This is a genomic window from Alteromonas sp. Cnat3-28 (assembly GCF_022348265.1).
Classification (GTDB): domain Bacteria; phylum Pseudomonadota; class Gammaproteobacteria; order Enterobacterales; family Alteromonadaceae; genus Alteromonas; species Alteromonas macleodii.
The window spans coordinates 1-21083 of record NZ_JAKREY010000028.1 but is presented as its reverse complement, the minus strand read 5'-3'; the positions used below and the strand labels follow the sequence as shown (position 1 = coordinate 21083).

Below are 21083 nucleotides of genomic sequence, written 5' to 3'. Positions count from 1 at the left end.
CGTAATTAAGGTGTAATTAGGGGAACTTCAAAGGTGTGTTTAAGCACTTTTGAGATCAAGTGCCCATAGCCAAAATTAAAAATCACCGGAAATATCATAGTTACGCATGCAGTTTTCTCTTTTCGAGACCCCAGAAAACAATAGCTCATCTCATAAGCTCCCGCTGTCAGAGGGCGATGTCACTTATTTTCCTCACGCGCTATCAAAAAATGATGCAGATACTTTTTTTGAGTTACTGAAGGCCGAGTTACCCTGGCGTCAGGACTCGATCAGATTGTTTGGCAAGCCGGTAAAAATTCCCCGCCTTCAGAGCTGGCACGGCGATGACGATTGCACCTATACCTATTCGAATTTAACCATGTCGCCAAATCCGTGGACGAACAGCCTTTTAAGCATTAAGGATTGTTGTGAAGCGTTATGTGCTGCAACCCAAAATACAAAGTTCAACAGTGTGTTAGCGAATTGGTATCGTGACGGACAAGATAGCATGAGCTTTCATTCAGATGATGAGCCTGAGTTGGGTATAAACCCGGTTATTGCATCCGTCACCTTAGGTGAAGCAAGGCCCTTTGTTTTTAAGCACAAAGAAACAAAGGAAAAGTATACACAGGTGCTTGAGCACGGCAGTGTATTAATTATGGCAGGAACAACACAAAGTCATTATGTGCACGGTATTGCGAAGACGGCTAAGCCTATCGGTGGTAGAATTAATCTTACATTCCGACATCTTATTCACAGAACAAGGTAAGCCAAATGCAAGTAAAAGCGTTTCTGGAAACTACGATTGAAGCTGCACTTAACCCGAGTTTTCTCGAGGTTGTAGATGAGAGTTTTATGCACAATGTTCCAGAAGGGGCTCAGAGTCATTTCAAAGTAACGGTAGTGAGTGATGCTTTTGAGGGTAAGCGCTTAATAGCGAGACACAGAGAAATTAACGGTCTTGCGGCTGAAGCGCTGCAGGGGCCTGTTCATGCGTTGGCACTTCACACGTATACGCCGACAGAGTGGGAAGCTCGAGGTGGGCAATCTATGGTATCGCCAAACTGCCTAGGTGGTAGCAAGCACGACCAATAACGCTCTTTTTGTACTAAATGGAAGTAGATTTATGACAAGCAGTGAAACAAAAAACAGCGGCGCGCTAGCCTCTTACTTAGACATCATTAAAACACCCTCTATTCAGGTGTTACTACTTGGCACCGGTTTTTTGCTTATGATGTTGTTTGTCTACATGGGCGTGCTGACTACGTTTGACGATGCGTTATTCAATGTAATTAGTGAAGCAGGCAATGTATCGGGTTGGAAAGAAGACGCGCTTCGCGATATCACCGCGTTAGGCAGTAATACGGCACTTATCTTTGTCACGATTTCAGTTGCCGGAGCCTTGGCGATGGCCGGTGAAAAGAAAAAGGCACTGACTTTTTTGATTGCTGTTGCCGTGGGGATCTTAACGACTTTCTTACTCAAAGCTGGCATCGACAGGCCTCGTCCTCCGCTGCCCATGCAGGATGTAAGTGTGTATACACAAAGCTTCCCCTCTGCACATGCTACCTTATCTACGCTTGTTTATTTCTATATCGCCTATTTGTTAACGTACTTCACGCAAAACGCTTCAGTAAAAGTGTGGATCTACATGGCAGCCACCTTTCTTGTATTTTGTATTGGCTTAAGCCGCATTTTATTGGGCGTGCATTGGCCTAGCGACATTATTGCAGGGTGGTTTGCTGGTGGCAGTATGGCTGCCTTTTGCTTTTATATCATCAAGTGGAAACGCAAACTGCGTATAAAAGGCGAAGGTTAAACGTGCAAGATCTCAAACGGCTAGGCGACATTATTAAGCGGGATCCTTTTCGCATGCGTTGCCTTCGCGCTTTGAGAGCGCTCGATTTACCGCAAGGGTACATTGGTGCTGGATTTGTTCGAAATGCCATATGGGATGAGTTACACGCAAGAGCGACACCAACTCCGCTTAACGATATTGATGTGATTTACTTTAGTGGTGGAATTAATCCGCCGCAAAGTGTTGCGAGTGCCGATAATACATTGGAATCAGTACCTCAACCGCAAGCTTACTCACCAAATTCTGCAGCCGTCAAACCAGGGCTAAAAGCACAAGAACAAGCCATAGAACGCGAGCTAGCGCGTATGGTTCCTCAAGCTAATTGGCAAGTTAAAAACCAAGCGCGTATGCACGTAGCTCACGAGCACGCTCCCTATCAAAATTGCCACGACGCTATTTCTTATTGGATAGAACGGGAAACCTGTGTTGCGGTTCGTCTTTTAGCCAATGATGATTTAGACATACTCGCGCCATTTGGTTTGGAAGCAAACTTCGCAGGCACCATAAGTATTAACCCAAAATATCCAAGGCCCGAAGTTTTTAAACAGCGACTTGCTTCTAAGAATTGGCTTACTGTTTGGCCTTTGTTGACTTTAGTTTCTTCTTAAGAGCTAGAACGCGCTTAATTAAACTAGAAGTGACTCAATTGAGAGTAGCTACCTTTGAGCAGTAGTCTTTGTTGTAATGTTTACTATCTTAGCGGCAATAGCCGCTATGGTCGTATTTTCGCTCATAGCTTGTTTTTGCAGTCGCCGATACGCGTTATTTTCGCTTAATCCGAATTGCTCCATTACTACCAGTTTTGCTCGCCCAATCAGTTTTTGTTCCTGTATTGCACGCTTGGCCTCTTCGAGCTCCCGACCCATATCTTCTATGTGTTGGGCCTGTGAACGCAGTAAATCATAAAAAGAGCGGTGAGCAGATAAAGTCTTCGTTTGCTCGTTAAGTGATAGCGTTTTGATTTCGTCTTCTTTGGTGTCTTCCGCGAGTCCAGGCATACTTGGATCGAACAATAAGGTGAGCGGTGAGCCATCAGTGGCGTGTTCATCATTGAAGCGCGTAAGCAACTGCTGATGATTGGCCATCTCATTTTTTGCATCGGCCACTTTAATGTTAGCTTGCTGAGTAAGGGCCTCAGTGAGCGCCACTTCGATAGTCTGCATTGCATCCATTCGACGTGTTGCTACATCAAACCAAACTTCCGATATTTCTCCGGCAATCGGACTGCCGTCACCAAGCTGTGCAATCATATTTCTAAGCTGTGTAATATCGATTGCAGCAGGGCTTTTGTTCAACGCGTCTAATGCATCTTTATGCGGCTTACAGCTAAACTCACAGAATATACTGAAGTGATGTTCTTGGGCATGCTGAAGCGCGGCCAGCTTTTCACAAAGGCGAACATCGAAATGAGTTTCTGCGAAACCAATAGCGCCCCACGCCCGCTCCTGCCCAGCGTATTCTTTTGCCTGCATAAAATTGAACAGTGCAACCAATAAGCGAGTGATTGTTGGGTCGCTTGCAATATCTGCCGCTTCAAAAATAACCGTAAGCAAACTGGCAACTAGACGACTATATGCTCGTGTAGATTCCAGTGGTGTCAGCAGCTGCTTGCTTACTTGTTCTCTCAGTCTGGGCAGGTAGTCCGTCGCCTGCATAGCAAGTGTAATGCTGCTCAACAACCGCGGGTTACCCGTTGTGATCTCATCTGTCAGGTAGAGCGATTTCAAGTGGCTTTTCAACATTGACTCCGCTTGCTCGCTAGCACTGACGTACTGCATTCGCTCAGCGGCATAACGCTCGCCTTTTGAAGCAAGAAAGATATTGCTGGCCCCACGCTCTTTTTGCTGTTCATGAATAAGTTCTCGAACGGCAATTACAATTCGACAATTACTAGATAGTTGCTCAAGCACGGTTATTTCGGCGTGCTTGGCCGCTAGCAAAAAGCGCTTAGTGGCGTCGCTACAAAGCGCAATGGTCTGTTCTGGTTCATGAAGCATGTTAAGGCCTGCTAATCTTCGGTACACACGTTTCGAATTTTCTATTGATGAGTGCATCTATTGGCGAAACGTTTTTTGAAACTCTTTGCTCTTAGCCCCCTGCACTCAGCAGAGCAATACGTGTACCAAGCAACACTTATGCCCTGTTTATTAGAATTAATGAAGATAAGCGTTAGAATGAACAAAAACGCCCGGAGTGCTGACATTTCGCGGCATGTGGTTCGGCTGGAACTTTTATTTAAGGTGACTTTATAAGGGGGGACGGGAAGGTTAGCGGCGTTAAGAGGGAAGTTGAGAGAGAAGAAGCTGCGCCAAAATGGTGCAGCCTCGCAAACTATGTGGTTTTGCTTTCCGGATTAGTTTCTGACTACGCGAAGAAACCAACCTACAAACAGTGAAATTAAGAAACCGAAGAAGGCAATCATTGTGGTGATAGTTAACATTTGCCCAGAAAAGTCAGCATTCTCGCCAGTGTGCTCGCTAACCAGCATTCCTGATGCTTTAAAGATGAACAATGCTGCTACAGAAAATAGTAAAATAACGGCGGTCGACATGATAGTGGCTTTCCAATAAGCCTTCGGCGACATCCAATGAATAGCGCCTGCCACTAGCACGCACAAAATAGTCAGAATATAAGGTACCACTTTAACTCCTCGTTGAATAAGACTTGTGCCTTATTGCGACGTCTTACCGTAGCCCCGTATTAGAAATCGAAGCGCATTGAACGACGCGGTTAATAAAAACCATTATACGATGCCATGTACGATGCAATTTGTCAGCATTCGCTATTAAATTAAGCCCTGAGACCGTACATGAAAAATTGACAAGCTCACAGCATTAGGAAAGGGGCAAAGAGCCCTGCGCTTATCACGTAAGCGCCAAGTAGTTCGGACTGGGGCCTGTTGATCTTTGCTGCACATCAACGTTCAACGATGGAATGGTCTCCCCCCTCAAACGGCATCGCAATGTGCCAAACTTGGAATTGAACAATCAAGTTAACAAGGTGAGGAGACCAAAATGAATATTACAACGGTTGGACTGGATTTAGCAAAAAGTGTGAGCCATTTAGTCTGCTGTAATCAGGCAGGCAAGATTGTGCGTAAAAAAATGTTAAGACGAAATCAGGTACTGCATTTTTTTAGTGAGCTATCCCCCTGTTTGGTGGGAGTTGAGTCATGTGCCAGTGCGCACTATTGGGCGAGAGAAATAGCGAAGTATGGGCATCAGGTAAAACAAATCGCACCACAGCATGTAAAAGCGTATGTGCGAGGTAATAAGACGGACTTTAATGATGCGCTGGCGATAGCAGAAGCAGTTGTACGCCCCGAGATGCGGTTTGTGCGAACGAAAACGCAAACCCAACAAGATATTCAGGCGATACACGTGATGCGAAAGAAGTGTGAACGGGATAGAACCGCCAACTGTAATGAAATACGGGGATTGCTCAATGAGTACGGAATAATTGTTCCGGTAGGCATAAACCATGTGTATAAATCACTGCCTGAGTTGTTTGACCGGCAGGTTGAGAATGGTTTGAGTGAATTATTCAAAGAACTGTTAGAGCGACACTATCAAAAGCTTGTAGAGCTGGATGAGCACCTGGACTGGTATACAAAGAAAATTAAACAACTAAGCCAACACGAAGCTTGTAGACGGCTACAAAGTATTCCCGGAGTTGGTCCAATTATAGCCAGTGCGCTTTATCAACATATCGGCAATGGCAGTGAGTTTAAGAATGGCCGGGCAGTCTCAGCATCATTGGGGCTGGTACCCAAACAACATAGCTCAGGAGGCAAGCATAATCTACAGGGGATTAGTAAGCGTGGAGATAGCTATCTAAGAACCTTACTCATTCATGGTGCCAGGGCTGTCATGCGAGTGAGTAAACATAAAGAGACACCATTGTCTCAATGGATAAAGCGAATAGAGCAAACGCGGGGGAGAAACAAAGCCGCGGTTGCACTGGCTAACAAGTTGGCCCGAATAGCTTGGGCACTATTAGCACAAGGTGGCGATTATCAGCCTGAGTTGACAACCGCTTAAGTTAATAATGAACCAGTTCACTTCCAAGGATTGCTGAATAAACATAACGTGATGACAATACGGTTAAACCGACATATCGAAAACCTGATAGGGCGTGTGGATTATTAATCCGAGTCAACGATAAGGACGATATGGGCGAAGTTCATCGAGGCTCGAAGTGAAAATACTTCAACGAGAAGCCGGATATACGGACGCAAACCATTTTAGTCAAACAGCATGTTTACTCTTGCAATAAAGGGGGAGACCATATACAGGCCCTAGTAACAATCTATTAAAAGATTTTGCGCTACAATGGTGATAGAATCGCCGAAAAAATCTCCTACCTACTTGGTGTTCTGCTTTAACGCGGTGTACGCCATGGTGGGTTGTTGTGTTTAACATCTTAGCTTCTGAGAGAACATGTTCGATTTAATTACCAGTAAAGACAGCAACGTTAAAAACGACGTGCTATCAGGTATTACCGTGGCGCTTGCCTTGGTCCCTGAAGCCGTTGCATTCGCATTTGTGGCCGGCGTAGAACCAATGATTGGTCTTTATGCGGCTTTCATGATGGGCTTAATCACTTCCGCTATTGGTGGCCGACCAGGAATGATTTCTGGTGCTACCGGCGCCATGGCCGTTGTAATGGTGGCACTGGTTGCCCAACACGGCGTGCAGTATTTATTTGCCGCGGTTATTTTGGCTGGTTTACTGCAAATAATGTGCGGTATTTTCAAGCTCGGAAAGTTTATACGACTGGTCCCATATCCGGTAATGCTAGGCTTCGTAAATGGTTTGGCAATTGTTATTTTCTTGGCGCAATTAGGCCAGTTCAAAGTGATCAACGCAGCGGGTGAATTACAGTGGATGGAAGGTACGCTGTTATATTGGATGCTAGGTCTTGTGGCGCTAACCATGGCCATTATCTATTTATTGCCAAAGCTAACCAAAGCTGTACCGGCGTCGCTTGTAGCGATTGTTACGGTGACCTTGTTAGTACATGGTCTTGACCTTGAAGCGCGCACTGTAATCGACTTTGTTCGCGATTTGCTACCAGCTGACCAGCGCGAGACTGCGACGCTAGCGGGTGAACTTCCTAGCTTTGCTATTCCTATGGTGCCGTTCACCTGGGAAACCTTCATGATCATTTTGCCTACCTCAGTCATTCTTTGCTTGGTTGGTCTTATTGAATCGCTTCTTACCCTTTCATTAATTGACGAAATGACAGATACCCGCGGACGCGGCAACAAAGAATGCGTTGGCCAAGGTGTTGCAAATACCGTAAACGGTTTCTTTGGCGGTATGGGCGGTTGCGCCATGATTGGCCAAAGTATGATTAATATTAACTCTGGTGGCCGTGGCCGCTTGTCTGGTATCACCGCGGCGGTTGTATTATTGGGCTTTATTCTATTTGCAGCTCCGCTAATTGAAATGATTCCTCTCGCTGCCCTTGTTGGCGTTATGTTCGTGGTGGTTATCGCTACATTTGAGTGGGCGTCATTCAGAATTATTCGCGGCGTAAACAAAGAAGATGCGTTCGTACTTTTCCTAGTAACAGGCGTTACCGTTATCGCTGACCTGGCTATTGCGGTTGTGGTGGGTGTTATCGTTTCTGCACTGGTGTTTGCATGGAAACACGCTCGTCATATTGAAGCGAGATCCCATATCGATAACGACGGTTGGAAAGTCTATGAGCTAGACGGCCCGCTGTTCTTTGGCTCGGTATCGCATTTCAAAGACCTGTTTGATATCGCCAACGACCCTAATGATGTAGTTATTGATTTTAAAGACTCTCGCATTTGGGATTCATCAGGTATCGATGCGCTAGATACCCTTGCTGACAAATACGAAGAGCAGGGTAAAAAGCTACACATTCGCCATATCAGTGATGAGTGTCGCTCACTGCTTCGCAAGGCCGATAAGTTTGTTGAAATTAATGTGGTTGAAGACCCTCGCTACCGCGTAGCGACGGATAAGCTGGCCTAAGTTATTTGAAAGCCTTAATGCACCAAGTAAACACAGTTTTGCGTTTGTTTGGTGCAGTTGTGAAGTCTGAATAATGCTTATTTTGTAGTAAATCAAATAAAAACAATTGCTTACGGTTTTGGCACTGAACTTGGATAGCTATAAACGTAAAGTGTGTTTTGGTGATTTGTGTCAATCGCTGAAAATTGTGTGATTTATAACACTCCGTAAAATGTGTTAGCCGACCTAAACCGTTGGCAAAATAGGCAACGAAGCCCGCATCAACGAAAGTTGAAGCGGGCTTTTTTTTGTCCCGAAAAAAGGGGAATACCATGACTTCATTGGACTCAAAACCGCAAATTGTCGTCGTAGGCAACGGCATGGTGGGGCATCATTTTGTTGAGCAGCTTCACCAAAGCGATGCCAATGTAGAAATAACCGTTTTATGCGGCGAGTCACGCCTTGCGTACGACCGCGTTTATCTGTCGTCTTTTTTTAGCGGCGCGAGTGCTGATGACTTAGCGCTCACTACACCCGCTCAGTACGCCGAGTGGGGCGTAAACGTAGTTACCAATGCCTTGGTTACCGATATAGACCGTGACAATTATAAAGTGACGACTTCTGAAGGGCAGGTGTTTAGCTACGATAAGCTTGTGTTAGCTACGGGCTCATACCCATTTGTGCCACCCATCCCTGGCAACGATCAAGAGCATTGCTTGGTGTACCGTACTATAGACGATCTACTCGCTATTGAAGCTTCAGCAGCAGTGAGCAAAGTAGGGGTTGTTGTTGGTGGTGGGCTGTTGGGTTTAGAAGCCGCTAACGCATTAAAGCAAGCCGGTCTCGACACCCACGTGGTTGAGTTTGCCCCGCAGCTTATGGCGGTTCAGCTAGACCAAGCAGGTGGTAACGTTCTCAAGGACAAAATTGAAGCATTGGGCGTTACGGTTCACACCCAAAAGGCAACGCAAACTATTGAGGCCGGTGATACCTGCCGCTATAAAATGGTGTTTGCTGACGGCACTGCACTAGAAACTGACATGATTTTATTCTCTGCCGGTATTCGACCTTCCGACCAGCTCGGCAGAAAGTCAGCGCTAACACTGGGTGAGCGCGGCGGTATTGTCATTGATAATCACTGCGTGACGTCTGACCCAAACATTTACGCTGTGGGTGAATGTGCGCTGTGGGATAACAAAATATTTGGCCTGGTAGCACCTGGCTATACCATGGCGCGCACGGCTGTAAGTCATATAACCGGCGGCGATGCCGAGTTCGCTGGCGCAGATATGAGTACCAAACTCAAGCTAATGGGTGTGGAAGTGGGCTCAATTGGCGATGCTCATGAACGCACAGTCGGTGCGCTTAGCTACACCTATTTAAATCAGCCAGAAGGCGTGTACAAAAAGCTGGTAGTCGATAGCGAACAAAAGTATGTACTTGGTGCTGTACTCGTTGGCGATACCAGCGACTACGACACGCTCCTACAGTATGCGCTTAATAATATCGAATTACCTGAACACCCAGAAAGTCTGATCCTACCATCTTCTGATGCGGCACCAGCACTAGGTGCCGATGCACTCCCAGACACCGCGTCTATTTGTTCATGCCTAAATGTGACAAAGGGCGATATTGTTTCAGCCATTGAAGGCGGCTGTTGTAGCGTTGGCGATGTAAAAGGCGAAACCAAAGCCAGCACAGGGTGTGGAGGTTGTGCTGCCTTACTTAAAAATGTTGTGGATAGCGAACTTGAAAAGCGCGGTGTGGAAGTATCAAAAGCCATTTGTGAGCACTTCAACCATACCCGACAAGAGCTATTTCACATTGTTAAGGTAAACGGCATTCGCACCTTTGACGAGCTACTGGAGCAGCATGGTGAAGGTCTAGGGTGTGAAATTTGTAAGCCCGCTGTCGGCTCAATTTTAGCCTCGGTGTATAACGACTACATTCTTAAGGCTTCACATCTTCCTCTGCAAGACACCAACGATATCTACCTTGGTAACATGCAAAAAGATGGCACGTATTCCGTTGTACCGCGTGTACCTGGTGGCGAAATAACGCCAGAGAAGTTGATTCTGCTCGGTGAAGTGGCAAAAGAATACAACTTGTACACCAAGATCACAGGTGGTCAGCGCATTGATTTATTTGGAGCGCGCGTAGAGCACTTACCGGATATCTGGGAAAAACTGGTCGCTGGCGGTTTTGAAACCGGCCATGCTTACGCGAAGGCACTGCGTACCGTGAAATCGTGTGTGGGCAGCACATGGTGCCGCTACGGTGTACAGGACTCTGTTGGCACTGCCATTGACTTAGAGAATCGTTATAAAGGCTTACGTGCGCCGCACAAAATTAAATTTGCCGTCTCGGGGTGTACCCGTGAGTGCGCAGAAGCCCAAAGCAAAGACATTGGCGTTATTGCTACCGAGCAAGGCTGGAACCTGTATGTTTGCGGGAATGGCGGCATGAAGCCTCGACATGCAGACCTGTTTGCCACCGACCTAGATACCGAAACCCTTATTAGGTACATCGACCGCGTGCTGATGTTTTACGTGAAAACGGCTGATCGCCTACAGCGCACATCGGTGTGGATGGACAACTTAGAAGGTGGGTTAGCTTACTTGCAAGACGTTGTGATAAACGATGCTCTTGGCATTAATGGTGAGCTTGAAGCACAGATGGATGCTGTGGTTGATGCTTATCAGTGCGAATGGAAAACCACCATTGAAAACCCTGAGTCGCGCAAGCGTTTCCGTCAATTCGTAAACAGCAATGCTAGCGACACCAATATTCAGTTTGTTTCAGAGCGAGGCCAAGTTCGCCCAGCTACTGAAGCTGAAAAAGTAGCAGGTAAAGATCAGTTCATTCCTGTCTCTATGGTATAGCCACTGGCTTATCAACCCTGTTAGGAGAATCAAATTATGTCAGCAGCGCAAAATGTAATGGCGTCAGAACCACAACAAGTGCAATGGCACTATGTTTGTGAGACGAACGACTTAGTGACAAACAGTGGGGTTTGCGCCCTTGTCGACTCACAGCAAGTGGCAATTTTCAGTTTGAAGATAAACGGCGAAACCCAGGTTTTCGCCATTAGTAACTACGACCCTATTGGTAAAGCAAACGTACTCTATCGCGGACTTCTGGGTTCGATAGGCGGTGCGCCTGTTGTTGCTTCGCCTCTATACAAAGAGCATTACTTTCTAGAAACCGGGCTGTGTAAAGAACACGACGATGTTTCCGTCACGGCTTACGCTGTGAAGGTAGAGGGCGAAAAGGTTTTTGTCGGCGTTTAAGCAAACTGCCTTTATTTGAACGCCCACATGAAAAAAGCCTTCTAGCCAAATGCATTCAAAAGCTGTGAAATCGAAAAAGGTAATGAAATGAATATGCCTACACGACAACCCGACATGATGTCTGAACAATTAAGACAAACAACATGCCCATACTGCGGCGTAGGGTGTGGTGTAGATATCAGTTGCAACGTAAGCCCGCGTGCCATAACCCTGGACACTGTTAAAGGCACGCCAGAGCATCCCGCCAATTATGGAAGATTGTGTGTTAAAGGAACAAACCTGCTTGAAACAAACGACGTAAACGGACGTTTGCTTCACCCAACCATGGCAGGTCAATCGGTGGATTGGGACACGGTCACCGATGTGATTGCGGATAAGATCACCTCTACCATTGCGCAGTATGGCGCGGATGCCGTTGCTTTTTATGTATCAGGTCAGCTTCTCACCGAAGACTATTACATTGCCAATAAGCTTATGAAAGGTTACATCGGCAGTGCCAATATCGATACGAATTCACGCCTGTGTATGTCATCAGCCGTTGCCGCGTACAAGCGTACGTTCGGTGAAGATGTAGTGCCTTGCGATTACACCGACTTAGAGTGTACAGATTTACTGGTGATCACCGGGAGTAATACGGCGTGGGCGCACCCAGTGCTTTTTCAACGCATTCAGCGAGCAAAGCTGAAAAATCCGAATATGAAGGTCATTGTTGTTGACCCACGCAAAACCGAAACCTGTACCATTGCCGATTTACACCTTCCTATAAAACCGGGTAGCGACGTAGCCCTATTTAACGGTTTACTCAGCTATGCAAACGCACAAGGTCGAATAGACAAATCCGCCGTTGAGACCTATGCCGAGGGACTTGAAGAAACGCTCAAAAGTGCAAATGCCTTAACGTTAGATGACGTTGCTGAAGTATGCGACCTGGACGTTAACAGTATTAAGGCCTTTTTTGATGCCTTCTGCAAAGCCTCTAGCGTAGTTACTTTTTATTCTATGGGCGTGAACCAGTCTTCTGCTGGTGTGGATAAAGCCCAAGCCATTATCAACTGTCATTTAGCAATGGATTTAATTGCTAAAGACGGTTGTGGTCCGTTTTCAATTACTGGCCAGCCAAATGCCATGGGAGGGCGTGAAGTCGGTGGGTTAGCCAATATGCTCGCTGCACATATGGACCTTGAAAACCCTGAGCATATCAGCGCTGTTAAAACCTATTGGAATGCCCCTGTTATGCCCAAAGGGCAGGGGCTTAAAGCTGTTGATTTGTTTAATGCACTTGAGAGTGGAAAGGTAAAATTCGTTTGGATAATGGGGACGAACCCCGTTGTCAGTATGCCAAATCGCGGTCAAGTTGAACGCGCACTTTCTAAATGTGACATGGTGGTGGTGTCTGATATTGTTGAGTCTAACGATACGCTTAACTACGCGCACATTGCCCTTCCTGCCACGGGGTGGTCGGAGAAAGACGGCACGGTGACAAACTCAGAGCGCCGTATTTCACGTCAGCGCGGTATATTGCCTCCACCAGGTAGTGCAAAACACGACTGGCAAATACTATGCGAAGTGGCGGGTAAAATGGGCTTTGGCGAGGCATTTAATTTTACCCATCCGTCACAAATATTCTGCGAATACGCTGGGCTAACCGGCTATCAAAATAACGGTAAGCGGCAGCTAGACCTGTCACCTTTACAAGCGTTAAGTGAAGTTCAGTACAATGGGCTATCGCCTTTGCAGTGGCCTTTTCACATAGTTATAAAAGCTAAGAATACGGCCGGTTCTAATTCTAAATCTAACCCTAACCCTCGCCTTACCAGTAAACGTCCTTTTGAAGATAAACGGTTTTCAACCCCTAGTGGCAAAGCTAAACTTATTCCCGTAACTTACAGAGCGCCACTGCAGGTAACATCAGACGCTTATCCTTTTGTTGTGAACAGCGGGCGAGCGCGAGATCAGTGGCATACTATGACACGCACGGGTAAAGCGGCAAAGTTACTGGCTCATATGCCAAGTGCTAACGTGTATATCAACCCTAAAGACGCTGCTGAATTGGGCGTTGAAGACGGAAGCCTCGTTTCTCTTTCAAGTGCAGTATGTAAAGACACTCCTGTTATCTACCCGGTAAAAATGGATACGGATATGCGCAATGGGGAAGCATTCATTCCCATTCACTGGTCGGCGCAATGGGGTTCTCACAGTAAACTAGGCGCACTTTACGCCAGCGCGGTAGACCCTATATCAGGGCAGCCAGAGTTAAAACACGCGGCGGTAGCTATCGCGCCTGCTCATTTCGCTACCTACGGCAAGCTCTTTGTTTCATCAGTAAACCAGTCAGCACATAATTCAAAACTTAATCCCTTTAGTGAAGACGCACTAAAGCATGCGTGTGATTACTGGAATACGACACCGCTTGAAAGCACAGAGGCGTCTTCACCTTTAAATAACTCGGATGCAGCATTATCAGTAATGAATGTTGCTTCGAACAAAGGTCGTCGAGATTTTACCCAAGGGTTGATACCTCTGCTGCCGCAAAACGCGGTGCTATTGCAGTTTCATCATCATACATACTCAGTATGCCTTGCGCTTGTCGATGATACTCTCTGTTTCGCGGCGTTTTTAGGCGATGAGCCAGAAAAGGCAGCAAGGTCACCAGCAGACGCACATTCAACAGCGCAGGTAGCGCCACATTCAAAAAACACATGGTCAGTACCTAACGAATGGCTTGCCAGCCTTCTCAACACATCTGTTTCTACAGATATACAGCGCAATTTAATACGTGGCCAAGTAGACGACGCATTTTTAAATGGTGATGTAGTTTGTAGCTGCTTTGAAGTGCGCGAAAAAACCATTACACATGCCATCGAAGAAGGCTGTAGTTCGGTGGCAGAGCTTGGTGAAGCATTAAAGTGTGGTACGAATTGTGGCTCGTGTAAGCCCGCCTTGTCTCAGCTGATAGACAAGCATTTAGTCATTGAAATTCAATCTGTTTAGGAGCGTTAAATCATGTCAATTGCATCTAGTTGGTCGTTACCGTTTTTGCGCACCTTATTTAAATCGCAGAAACCTTTGTTAAACCTCTTTTATCGCGATGCTATTTCTACCACGGTCACGACCGTGACGACACGCCAGCGCCTCGATGATTCGAAAACTTCCGCTAAGCATTCATACTTTGGCAAGTGGTTGAAGTTAGCAAACAGGCAAAATGAAGGTCATAAACAAGGGCAGGTGTTCATCGTCGGTGCTGGCCCTGGTGATGCCGAGTTGCTTACCCTGAAAGCGCTTCGTCTATTACAACAAGCTGATATCGTACTGTTCGATGCCTTAGTCAGCGAAGATATTCTTGCGCTGATTCCATCTAAGGTGATGAAAGAGTATGTCGGGAAGCGCTGTAAAAAGCACAGCTTTACCCAAGACGCTATATGCAAGCGAGTGGTTGAATTGGCAAGCAACGGTCACACTGTCGTGCGGTTAAAAGGCGGTGACCCAGCCCTATTTGCAAGAACCTGCGAAGAAACCGATGCACTCACAAAAGCCAACATTCCTTTTGCTATTGTTCCTGGTATTACGGCAGCATCGGGTGTGTCAGCCTATACGGGGATCCCTTTAACCGACAGGCGTTGTGCTCAGTCGGTGAGTTTTATGACCGCACATTTTAAGGACGTGGATCAATGGCCAGAGATGGCACCCATGGCGCAAAATGTATTGAAGCAAACCATGGTGGTTTATATGGGGCTAAGCCGACTTGAAGGGCTATGCAAAGGCTTGATTCATCACAACGTGCCAACCACATGGCCAGTAGCGGCAATTGAAAATGCCACTTCGCCTGAACAGCGCGTGATTACTGGCGTGCTTGCCGATATTCATAGCAAGGTAGAAGCAGCAAATTTAACGGGGCCTACGTTACTTATATTTGGAAAGGTGGTAGAGTCTCGTCAACAGGTAAATACTCTTCTATTACATTCATCCAAGCATGCAGCAACCATTTAGTGAATACATAAAAATTATTGGAAAAGGTCAAAAAGGGGGGCGTAGCCTTACCCGTGATGAGGCTTATCATGCCATGAAAATGGTATTGGCCAATGAAGTGACAGGCGATCAACGCGGCGCATTTCTTATGTTGCTGCGTACCCGTGAAGAAACACCAGAAGAAGTTATTGGCTTTGTCGATGCATGCAGAGAGCTGATAGAGCCAGAAGTTAAAAACCTCACCCCCACGTTAGATATTGGCTGCTACGCGGGAAAGCGTCGGCAGTTACCGTGGTACTTATTGGCCGTAGCGGTTCTAGCCAACAATGGTTACTCGGTTATGCTCCACGGTGCGCATGAACCGGGTTCGGGACGCCTTTATGCAAGTATAGCGTTACCCCAATTGGGCCTGTCTGAAGTTAGCAGTATTGAAGATGCCAAACAGCAGTTAACGGATAAAGGGGTGACTTACCTTGATTTGTCTTATTTGCTGCCTGCGCTCGACACAATTATTAAGCTTCGTGAGGTATTTGGCCTGCGTTCATGCGCTAACACCCTCGCAAGGTTGTTGAATCCCACCGCTGCACAATTTTGCGTACAGGGCGTTTACCATATGCATCTTGACCACAAACACTGCCGCGTTAATGAAAATTATCCATCTATAGATGCGCTTTGTTTTCGTGGTGATGGCGGAGATCCTGAAGTTAATGGTGAACGGGAAACTGAGCTATTTATTACCAGAAATGGTGAGACCGAAGAAGTAATAATGCCGGTGGTTGCTGACAAATGGGCGCTTAAAGATAAAGACATGAACGTTAACGACATGCATGATGTGTGGGCGGGTAACGCGAGTAGCCTTTACGGTGAACAAGCCGTTTTGAGTACACTTGCCAGCTATTTAGTGCTGCTACAAAAGTGTGATGTCGCAGATGCCCTATCGCAGGCAAGGCAGCTTTGGGCACAGCGCGATAAAAGCGCAACGCCATTTTAAGGTCACCTGCGTTTTCCGAGCGGGCAATTATCTATATTGCTTGATATAAAGCCCTTCTTTTTAAGGAAAAATAGCCAATCGTCGCATTGACTTAATCGTTGCTATACTTGTTAATAGTAATAACAAGTTTTCCTTAAGTGGTGTTATGCGAATCACGCAATGGCTCGTATTTTTAGCTAGCCTGTCGCTCATATTTCGAGCAGGTTATGCTGTATCTGAAAATCGAGAACAGGTCACAACCTCTAGCGTAACTTTCGTACTAACCGCAGATATGCCTAATATTAGCGACGCACGCACAGGGCGTTACGCTAATCTTCAAACCCTCGTAAAACAACAGCGGCAAATTAGTGAAACCGTCTTCTTCATTTTCGGCGGTGGCTCGATTGGGCCGAGCGCGCTATCCTCGTTTGACCGTGGCTCCCACATTATTGATATTCTCAATTCCCTTGAGCCAGATGTGATGGGGGTCACAAAGAGAGAATTTAGTTTCTATGAGGATGAATTATCTCTTCGTTCTTATGAAGCAGCCTTTCCATTGGTAGCCAGCAACGTAATAGACAACCGAGTGGGGCGTTCCCCTGATGGCCTGCACACTTCTGTGATTGTAGAAAAAGAAGAATTAACTCTTGGTGTTATATCAGTTTTACATGAGAGAGTGATAGAAGAGTACCAATTATCTGATATTACTATAACGCCTCCTCAAAAAGCCATCATGGAGGAGTCTAAAAGATTGCGACAGCAAGGCGCAGATATTATTTTGCTTCACTATTCCTACCCGTTCCCTTTTATTAATACCATGCTGAACAAACGCATTATTGATGTCGCTTTTATAACAGACAGTCGCTTGGACGAGAAAAATATGCTCGAAACTACGCGTCACCCTAATAGCATGGTGCTTACGCAGCAGGGCTCCGCTGTCGTTGCTAGTTTCGTGAAAAGTGCTGGGTGGCAAGCAACGTCGTATACCGAACAGCCGTTAGAAGATATAGAGGCTGATGCTGAGTTAAACGAGCAACTCATTGAGTATGAAGCGCGCCTAAAGCGGTTGTTAAATATCCAAATTGGCGAATGGAAGATTGCCGTTTCGACCGCGCGCAAAGAAGTGAGAAGTGAAGAGAATCCTTTTGTAAACTTTGTCGCGGATACCATTAAACGCTATGCCAATACTGAAATTGCCTTGATAAACGGAGGCAGTATCCGAGGCAACAAACAATATATGGCAGGTACACCGATTACTCGGCAAGATATTGTCACCGAAATGCCGTTTCGCGCGCATGTAGTAGCTTTAGATATAACTGGCGCTCAGTTGATTCAAGCTCTGGAAGAGGGGCTTTCGCAATATCAAAATTTAAAAGGTGGTTTTCCTCATGTATCGGGTATGTCTTATAGTTTCGACCCTTCAGCGAAAGTTTTTCAACGAGTAAAAAATGTCACCATTAATGGAAAGCGAATCGATAAATCGAAAACCTATTCACTGGCTACAAGTAACTTTCTGGCCAATGGCGGAGACGGTTTCTATGCGTTAAAGAATACCGAAAAGCGTCCGGCCTCGAGCACACGTCCCCCTCAAATATCAGACCTTGTTATGCAGGCCATCGTCAATCAATACGATTTAAAGCCTAAAACTGATAACCGCATAATAAATATGGCAAAAGGCGAGTGATCAGATGCAGCATAAGAAAAAGACTTTGTATCTGTTTATCATTGCACAATGCAGTGTGATGGGATTTTTTCTTTTAATACTGGTTTTGACGCTGCTGCGTTTAAATGACGTGCGAACAGTGCTTGACGATATCACCTCGTCTTCTATCCCCACTCTTAGCCAAGCTACTGAAATTACTCGTGAAGTTCAGCACTTAATTTCACTTACTGCGCGATTAACATCGTCTGAGAGCCAATCGTCTCGGCGTATTGTCAAAACTCAGTTAGATGAAACGATAGAGCGCCTGGATTCCTCCAATTTGAAACTTGAGCAGGGAGACAAGTACTTAGCGACGCAACTGAATGTACTTACATTAGAAATAGAAGAACTAAACGCATTAGTGCGTCAGCGAATTGATGTTGAAAAAGAAGTGCGGGTGGAAAGGGAAGTACTCTTTACCTACTTGAACAATACTTTCGAAGACAATAAATCGCAGTATGAGGGTATTCAATCTTCTCAAACGCTGGTTCCTCTGATATTACAAATTGCCCAAATAAATCAGCAGTTCCAACTGCATGAGTTACGCAAGTTAGAGGACAGTATTGAAAAAAGCATCGCTTCCTTGCGTGAGGCGACATCGCTAGACAAGCGCAGCAGCGAACTGGTAAGTGCGCTAGAGGAGGGGGTATTAGGTAAATGGGGCATGATTGATAAACAAGCTAATGTCATGCGTATTCGTGGACGTTCAAGAGGGCGAGGCAGTTTTGTTGAGCACTTGGCTGAAGAAGTCGCGTCAAATATTGAGTTTAGGGCATCTTCAATCACAAAAGACACCTCATTTTACGCATTGTCTGCCAACCAGGCTGTGTCCAAACAAATAACCCTGTCATTGGCACTTTCATTAATTGTGATGATTATTTGTTGCGCCATCATCTTCTATATCTACAAACGTATTATTCTGCGTTTAATTGCTTTAACCAACTTGGTTGAAAAAAATAGTGAAGAAGTAGCAAGCTTCGAAGGCAGTGACGAGATATCTCGCCTGGCTAAAACCTTCGCACTGTATTTTGAGAGAGTGAAGAGCCAAGAAACCGAATTGATTCGTTTGTCACTTAGCGATCCGCTGACTAACATCCCAAACCGACGGGCATTTGAAATGGAAATGGAAAAGGTAATAGCAATGTCAAAACGGTATGAATGGCCGTTGACGGTGATTATCTTGGATGTCGATAGTTTCAAACTTTACAATGACAATTATGGTCACCCTAAAGGGGATGAATGCCTGAAAGCCGTCGCTATTGGGCTTAATGAAGTTATTACCCGTAATACTGATTTCTGTGCTCGATACGGTGGTGAGGAGTTCGTAGCGATTCTGCCTAATATCGATGAGAAAGGCGCGAAGGTGAAAGCTGAAGAGATTCGAGATGCGATAGAATCATTAGGGATAGAGCACAGCAAGAGCACAGTTTCACCCGTAATTACCGCAAGTTTGGGCGTTGCAACGGTCAATTTCGTTAATCACCACAACTGGACGTTAACTTCGATCCTTAATACCGCTGACAGAGCTTTGTACGACGCCAAAACGGGCGGCCGGAATCGTTGCGTGTTTTCATCGCTGCCATGAGTATTTTTGTATAGCAAAAAGTAGCGCGTTTATGTCAATGCCCAAACTGGGCTATCTTTAATCTTTATTGAACAAAAAAATTTAGTTTTATTTGTGTGAAACATCAATAAACTTCACTTCCTCTGCTATCTTTAATCAAAACCAATAAATACTAGCTTATCGTTTCAGACAACTAACCGTATTTCAGTGTGATACGCCAGTGCCTATTTTGTCAGGGTGGCTTCGTTATGAGCTAAGTCGGCTGATAAATAATGCGTGAAACGAAGTTCATTAGGAGCGCAGGATGTTTTTCAAAAATAAAGAGTTGATAGCCGAAAACCAACGTTTGGAAAAGGAAATGGCGGCACATGAAACGGTTAAGGAAGAGCTTCGTGAAGAAATGTTGTACATTGAGTTGAATGCAGACGGACGTATAAGTGCAATTAATGATCTATATACTCAAGCAACAGGATTTAAGATTTCAGAGCTAGAAGGGAAGTCTCTTGAAAGCTTGATGGATCCGAAATCGCTCAAAAAATCGGACGTTCAAGATATGCTAGGCGCTATTAAAAATCATCGTCATTGGCATGGCGCAGTTAGATTCAACAATGCAAAAGGTCATGAGATTTGGGTAAGAGGAATCATACAGCCCATAGACGACGCCTATGGAAATGTGAAGTGTATTTCTTTCTATATGGCAGAGCAAACGCGCAATATTTCTTACAGTAACGAGCTTAGAGACATGCTTGCCGGACTTAATCGCTCTTCCGCAGTCATAGAGTTCAATCTAGATGGGAGCATAATTAAAGCCAATGAAAACTTTTTGAAAGCAATGGGCTATAAGTTGGAGCAAATAGTTGGAAAGCATCATAGGATTTTTTGCACGGAACAAGAAGCGAACTCTGAAGAGTACAAGCAGTTTTGGCGTGGACTAGCGCAAGGACAATTAGAGTCGGGGCGTTATAAGCGTATCGACAGTCGAGGGAACGAAGTTTGGCTTGAAGCGTCGTATAACCCCATACGAAATGAGGATGGCAACCTTTATAAAGTGGTTAAGTTTGCAACCGTAATCACTGAGCAAATGAAGCGGGAGTTCGCCATTTCCGAAGCCGCCAACGTTGCATTCAACATTTCGCAAGAAACTGGAGAGCAAGCTCGTAAGGGAAATCAAGTGCTCGATTCTACGGTTAAGGCGATGAACGAATTAACGAAACAGATGGGCAATGCGAGTGAAGGTATTAAGGACCTAGATGAGCAATCCCAAAAAGTTGCGGACTTGGTTAAAAGTATTAGCGGAATTGCCGATCAAACTAATTTATTGGCGCTTAACGCTGCTATTGAAGCTGCACGTGCAGGCGATCAAGGGCGTGGTTTCGCGGTGGTTGCCGATGAAGTCAGGCAGCTAGCGTCGCGAACCAGTAGCGCAACTGAAGAAATCGTAAACGTCGTCGTAGAAAACAGAAAGTTAACAGAAAATGCAGTTCAGTTAATTGAAGCGGGTCAGGAAAAAGCGCGCGAAGCCTTAGAGTATTCAACGCAGTCAGGCAAAGCAATGAGCGAAATCCAAAGCGGTGCCAATGAAGTGGTAAACGCTATCGGGCAATTTACTAAACGCCTCTAGAAAATTAGCGACACAATCAGACTAATGCCGATCAGTTAAGAAAATTTTCATGATCGGTTGACCGATCTTTTTAAGGCTTCAAAATCCGATATCAGTCTCTGGTATCGGATTTTTTAATGTCTTTACTTACAAACCTCGATGAAACATTC

The 21083-nt window shown here is 45.6% G+C and carries 16 protein-coding genes; 14 read left to right on the top strand and 2 right to left on the bottom strand.

Features of this window, described 5'->3' with window-relative positions; genetic code table 11:
* Nucleotides 1–106 precede the first annotated feature (106 nt).
* Genes MHM87_RS18590 through MHM87_RS18575 form a run of 4 tightly spaced genes read left to right on the top strand, consistent with a single transcriptional unit; the run spans nucleotide 107 to nucleotide 2445 of the window.
* Nucleotides 107–748: an alpha-ketoglutarate-dependent dioxygenase AlkB gene (locus MHM87_RS18590; RefSeq protein ID WP_039224473.1), complete on the top strand. Its 642-nt coding sequence runs from the start codon at nucleotides 107–109 to the stop codon at nucleotides 746–748.
* A 5-nt stretch (nucleotides 749–753) separates the two neighbouring features.
* The gene (locus MHM87_RS18585; RefSeq protein WP_014948226.1) at nucleotides 754–1074 is read left to right on the top strand and encodes a BolA/IbaG family iron-sulfur metabolism protein; all 321 of its coding nucleotides are present in this window, start codon (nucleotides 754–756) and stop codon (nucleotides 1072–1074) included.
* Between the two features lie 31 nt (nucleotides 1075–1105).
* Nucleotides 1106–1798 carry a phosphatase PAP2 family protein gene (locus MHM87_RS18580; protein ID WP_239260624.1) on the top strand — a complete coding sequence of 231 codons (693 nt, stop codon included), beginning with the start codon at nucleotides 1106–1108 and terminating at the stop codon, nucleotides 1796–1798.
* Between the two features lie 2 nt (nucleotides 1799–1800).
* Nucleotides 1801–2445: a nucleotidyltransferase family protein gene (locus MHM87_RS18575; RefSeq protein WP_239260622.1), complete on the top strand. Its 645-nt coding sequence runs from the start codon at nucleotides 1801–1803 to the stop codon at nucleotides 2443–2445.
* 48 nt (nucleotides 2446–2493) lie between these two features.
* Here the strand turns inward: MHM87_RS18575 and MHM87_RS18570 are convergent, their stop codons facing one another.
* Both MHM87_RS18570 and MHM87_RS18565 read right to left on the bottom strand, forming a co-directional pair.
* Entirely contained in the window at nucleotides 2494–3834 is a 1341-nt protein-coding gene (locus tag MHM87_RS18570) for a nitrate regulatory protein (RefSeq protein ID WP_239260620.1), read from the bottom strand.
* Between the two features lie 356 nt (nucleotides 3835–4190).
* A complete protein-coding gene (locus MHM87_RS18565) occupies nucleotides 4191–4478 on the bottom strand; it encodes a hypothetical protein (RefSeq protein ID WP_014948232.1) in 288 nt (95 codons plus the stop codon).
* Between the two features lie 373 nt (nucleotides 4479–4851).
* Here MHM87_RS18565 and MHM87_RS18560 point away from each other — a divergent pair, with 373 nt between their 5' ends.
* The 10 genes from MHM87_RS18560 (at nucleotide 4852) to MHM87_RS18515 (ending at nucleotide 20934) form a co-directional block, all read left to right on the top strand.
* On the top strand, nucleotides 4852–5877 hold the full coding sequence (locus MHM87_RS18560) for an IS110 family transposase (RefSeq protein WP_239241826.1): 1026 nt from the start codon (nucleotides 4852–4854) through the stop codon (nucleotides 5875–5877).
* A gap of 399 nt (nucleotides 5878–6276) precedes the next feature.
* On the top strand, nucleotides 6277–7842 hold the full coding sequence (locus MHM87_RS18555) for a SulP family inorganic anion transporter (protein ID WP_239260618.1): 1566 nt from the start codon (nucleotides 6277–6279) through the stop codon (nucleotides 7840–7842).
* A 311-nt stretch (nucleotides 7843–8153) separates the two neighbouring features.
* Nucleotides 8154–10703 carry a nitrite reductase large subunit NirB gene (gene nirB / locus MHM87_RS18550; RefSeq protein WP_239260616.1) on the top strand — a complete coding sequence of 850 codons (2550 nt, stop codon included), beginning with the start codon at nucleotides 8154–8156 and terminating at the stop codon, nucleotides 10701–10703.
* Nucleotides 10704–10739: 36 nt separating this feature from the next.
* Nucleotides 10740–11111: a nitrite reductase small subunit NirD gene (gene nirD, locus MHM87_RS18545; RefSeq protein WP_014975661.1), complete on the top strand. Its 372-nt coding sequence runs from the start codon at nucleotides 10740–10742 to the stop codon at nucleotides 11109–11111.
* Nucleotides 11112–11198: 87 nt separating this feature from the next.
* Nucleotides 11199–14102 carry a nitrate reductase gene (locus MHM87_RS18540; RefSeq protein ID WP_239260614.1) on the top strand — a complete coding sequence of 968 codons (2904 nt, stop codon included), beginning with the start codon at nucleotides 11199–11201 and terminating at the stop codon, nucleotides 14100–14102.
* Nucleotides 14103–14114: 12 nt separating this feature from the next.
* Nucleotides 14115–15098 carry a uroporphyrinogen-III C-methyltransferase gene (cobA, locus tag MHM87_RS18535; RefSeq protein ID WP_239260612.1) on the top strand — a complete coding sequence of 328 codons (984 nt, stop codon included), beginning with the start codon at nucleotides 14115–14117 and terminating at the stop codon, nucleotides 15096–15098.
* Nucleotides 15082–16068: a glycosyl transferase family protein gene (locus MHM87_RS18530; RefSeq protein WP_239260610.1), complete on the top strand. Its 987-nt coding sequence runs from the start codon at nucleotides 15082–15084 to the stop codon at nucleotides 16066–16068. Before cobA ends, MHM87_RS18530 begins: the two co-directional genes overlap by 17 nt.
* Nucleotides 16069–16213: 145 nt before the next feature.
* Nucleotides 16214–17731, top strand: a complete 1518-nt coding sequence (locus MHM87_RS18525; protein ID WP_239260608.1) for a 5'-nucleotidase C-terminal domain-containing protein — start codon at nucleotides 16214–16216, stop codon at nucleotides 17729–17731.
* 4 nt (nucleotides 17732–17735) lie between these two features.
* Nucleotides 17736–19334 carry a GGDEF domain-containing protein gene (locus tag MHM87_RS18520; protein ID WP_168463605.1) on the top strand — a complete coding sequence of 533 codons (1599 nt, stop codon included), beginning with the start codon at nucleotides 17736–17738 and terminating at the stop codon, nucleotides 19332–19334.
* Between the two features lie 283 nt (nucleotides 19335–19617).
* Entirely contained in the window at nucleotides 19618–20934 is a 1317-nt protein-coding gene (locus MHM87_RS18515) for a methyl-accepting chemotaxis protein (protein WP_187446206.1), read from the top strand.
* The last annotated feature ends 149 nt before the right edge of the window (nucleotides 20935–21083 follow it).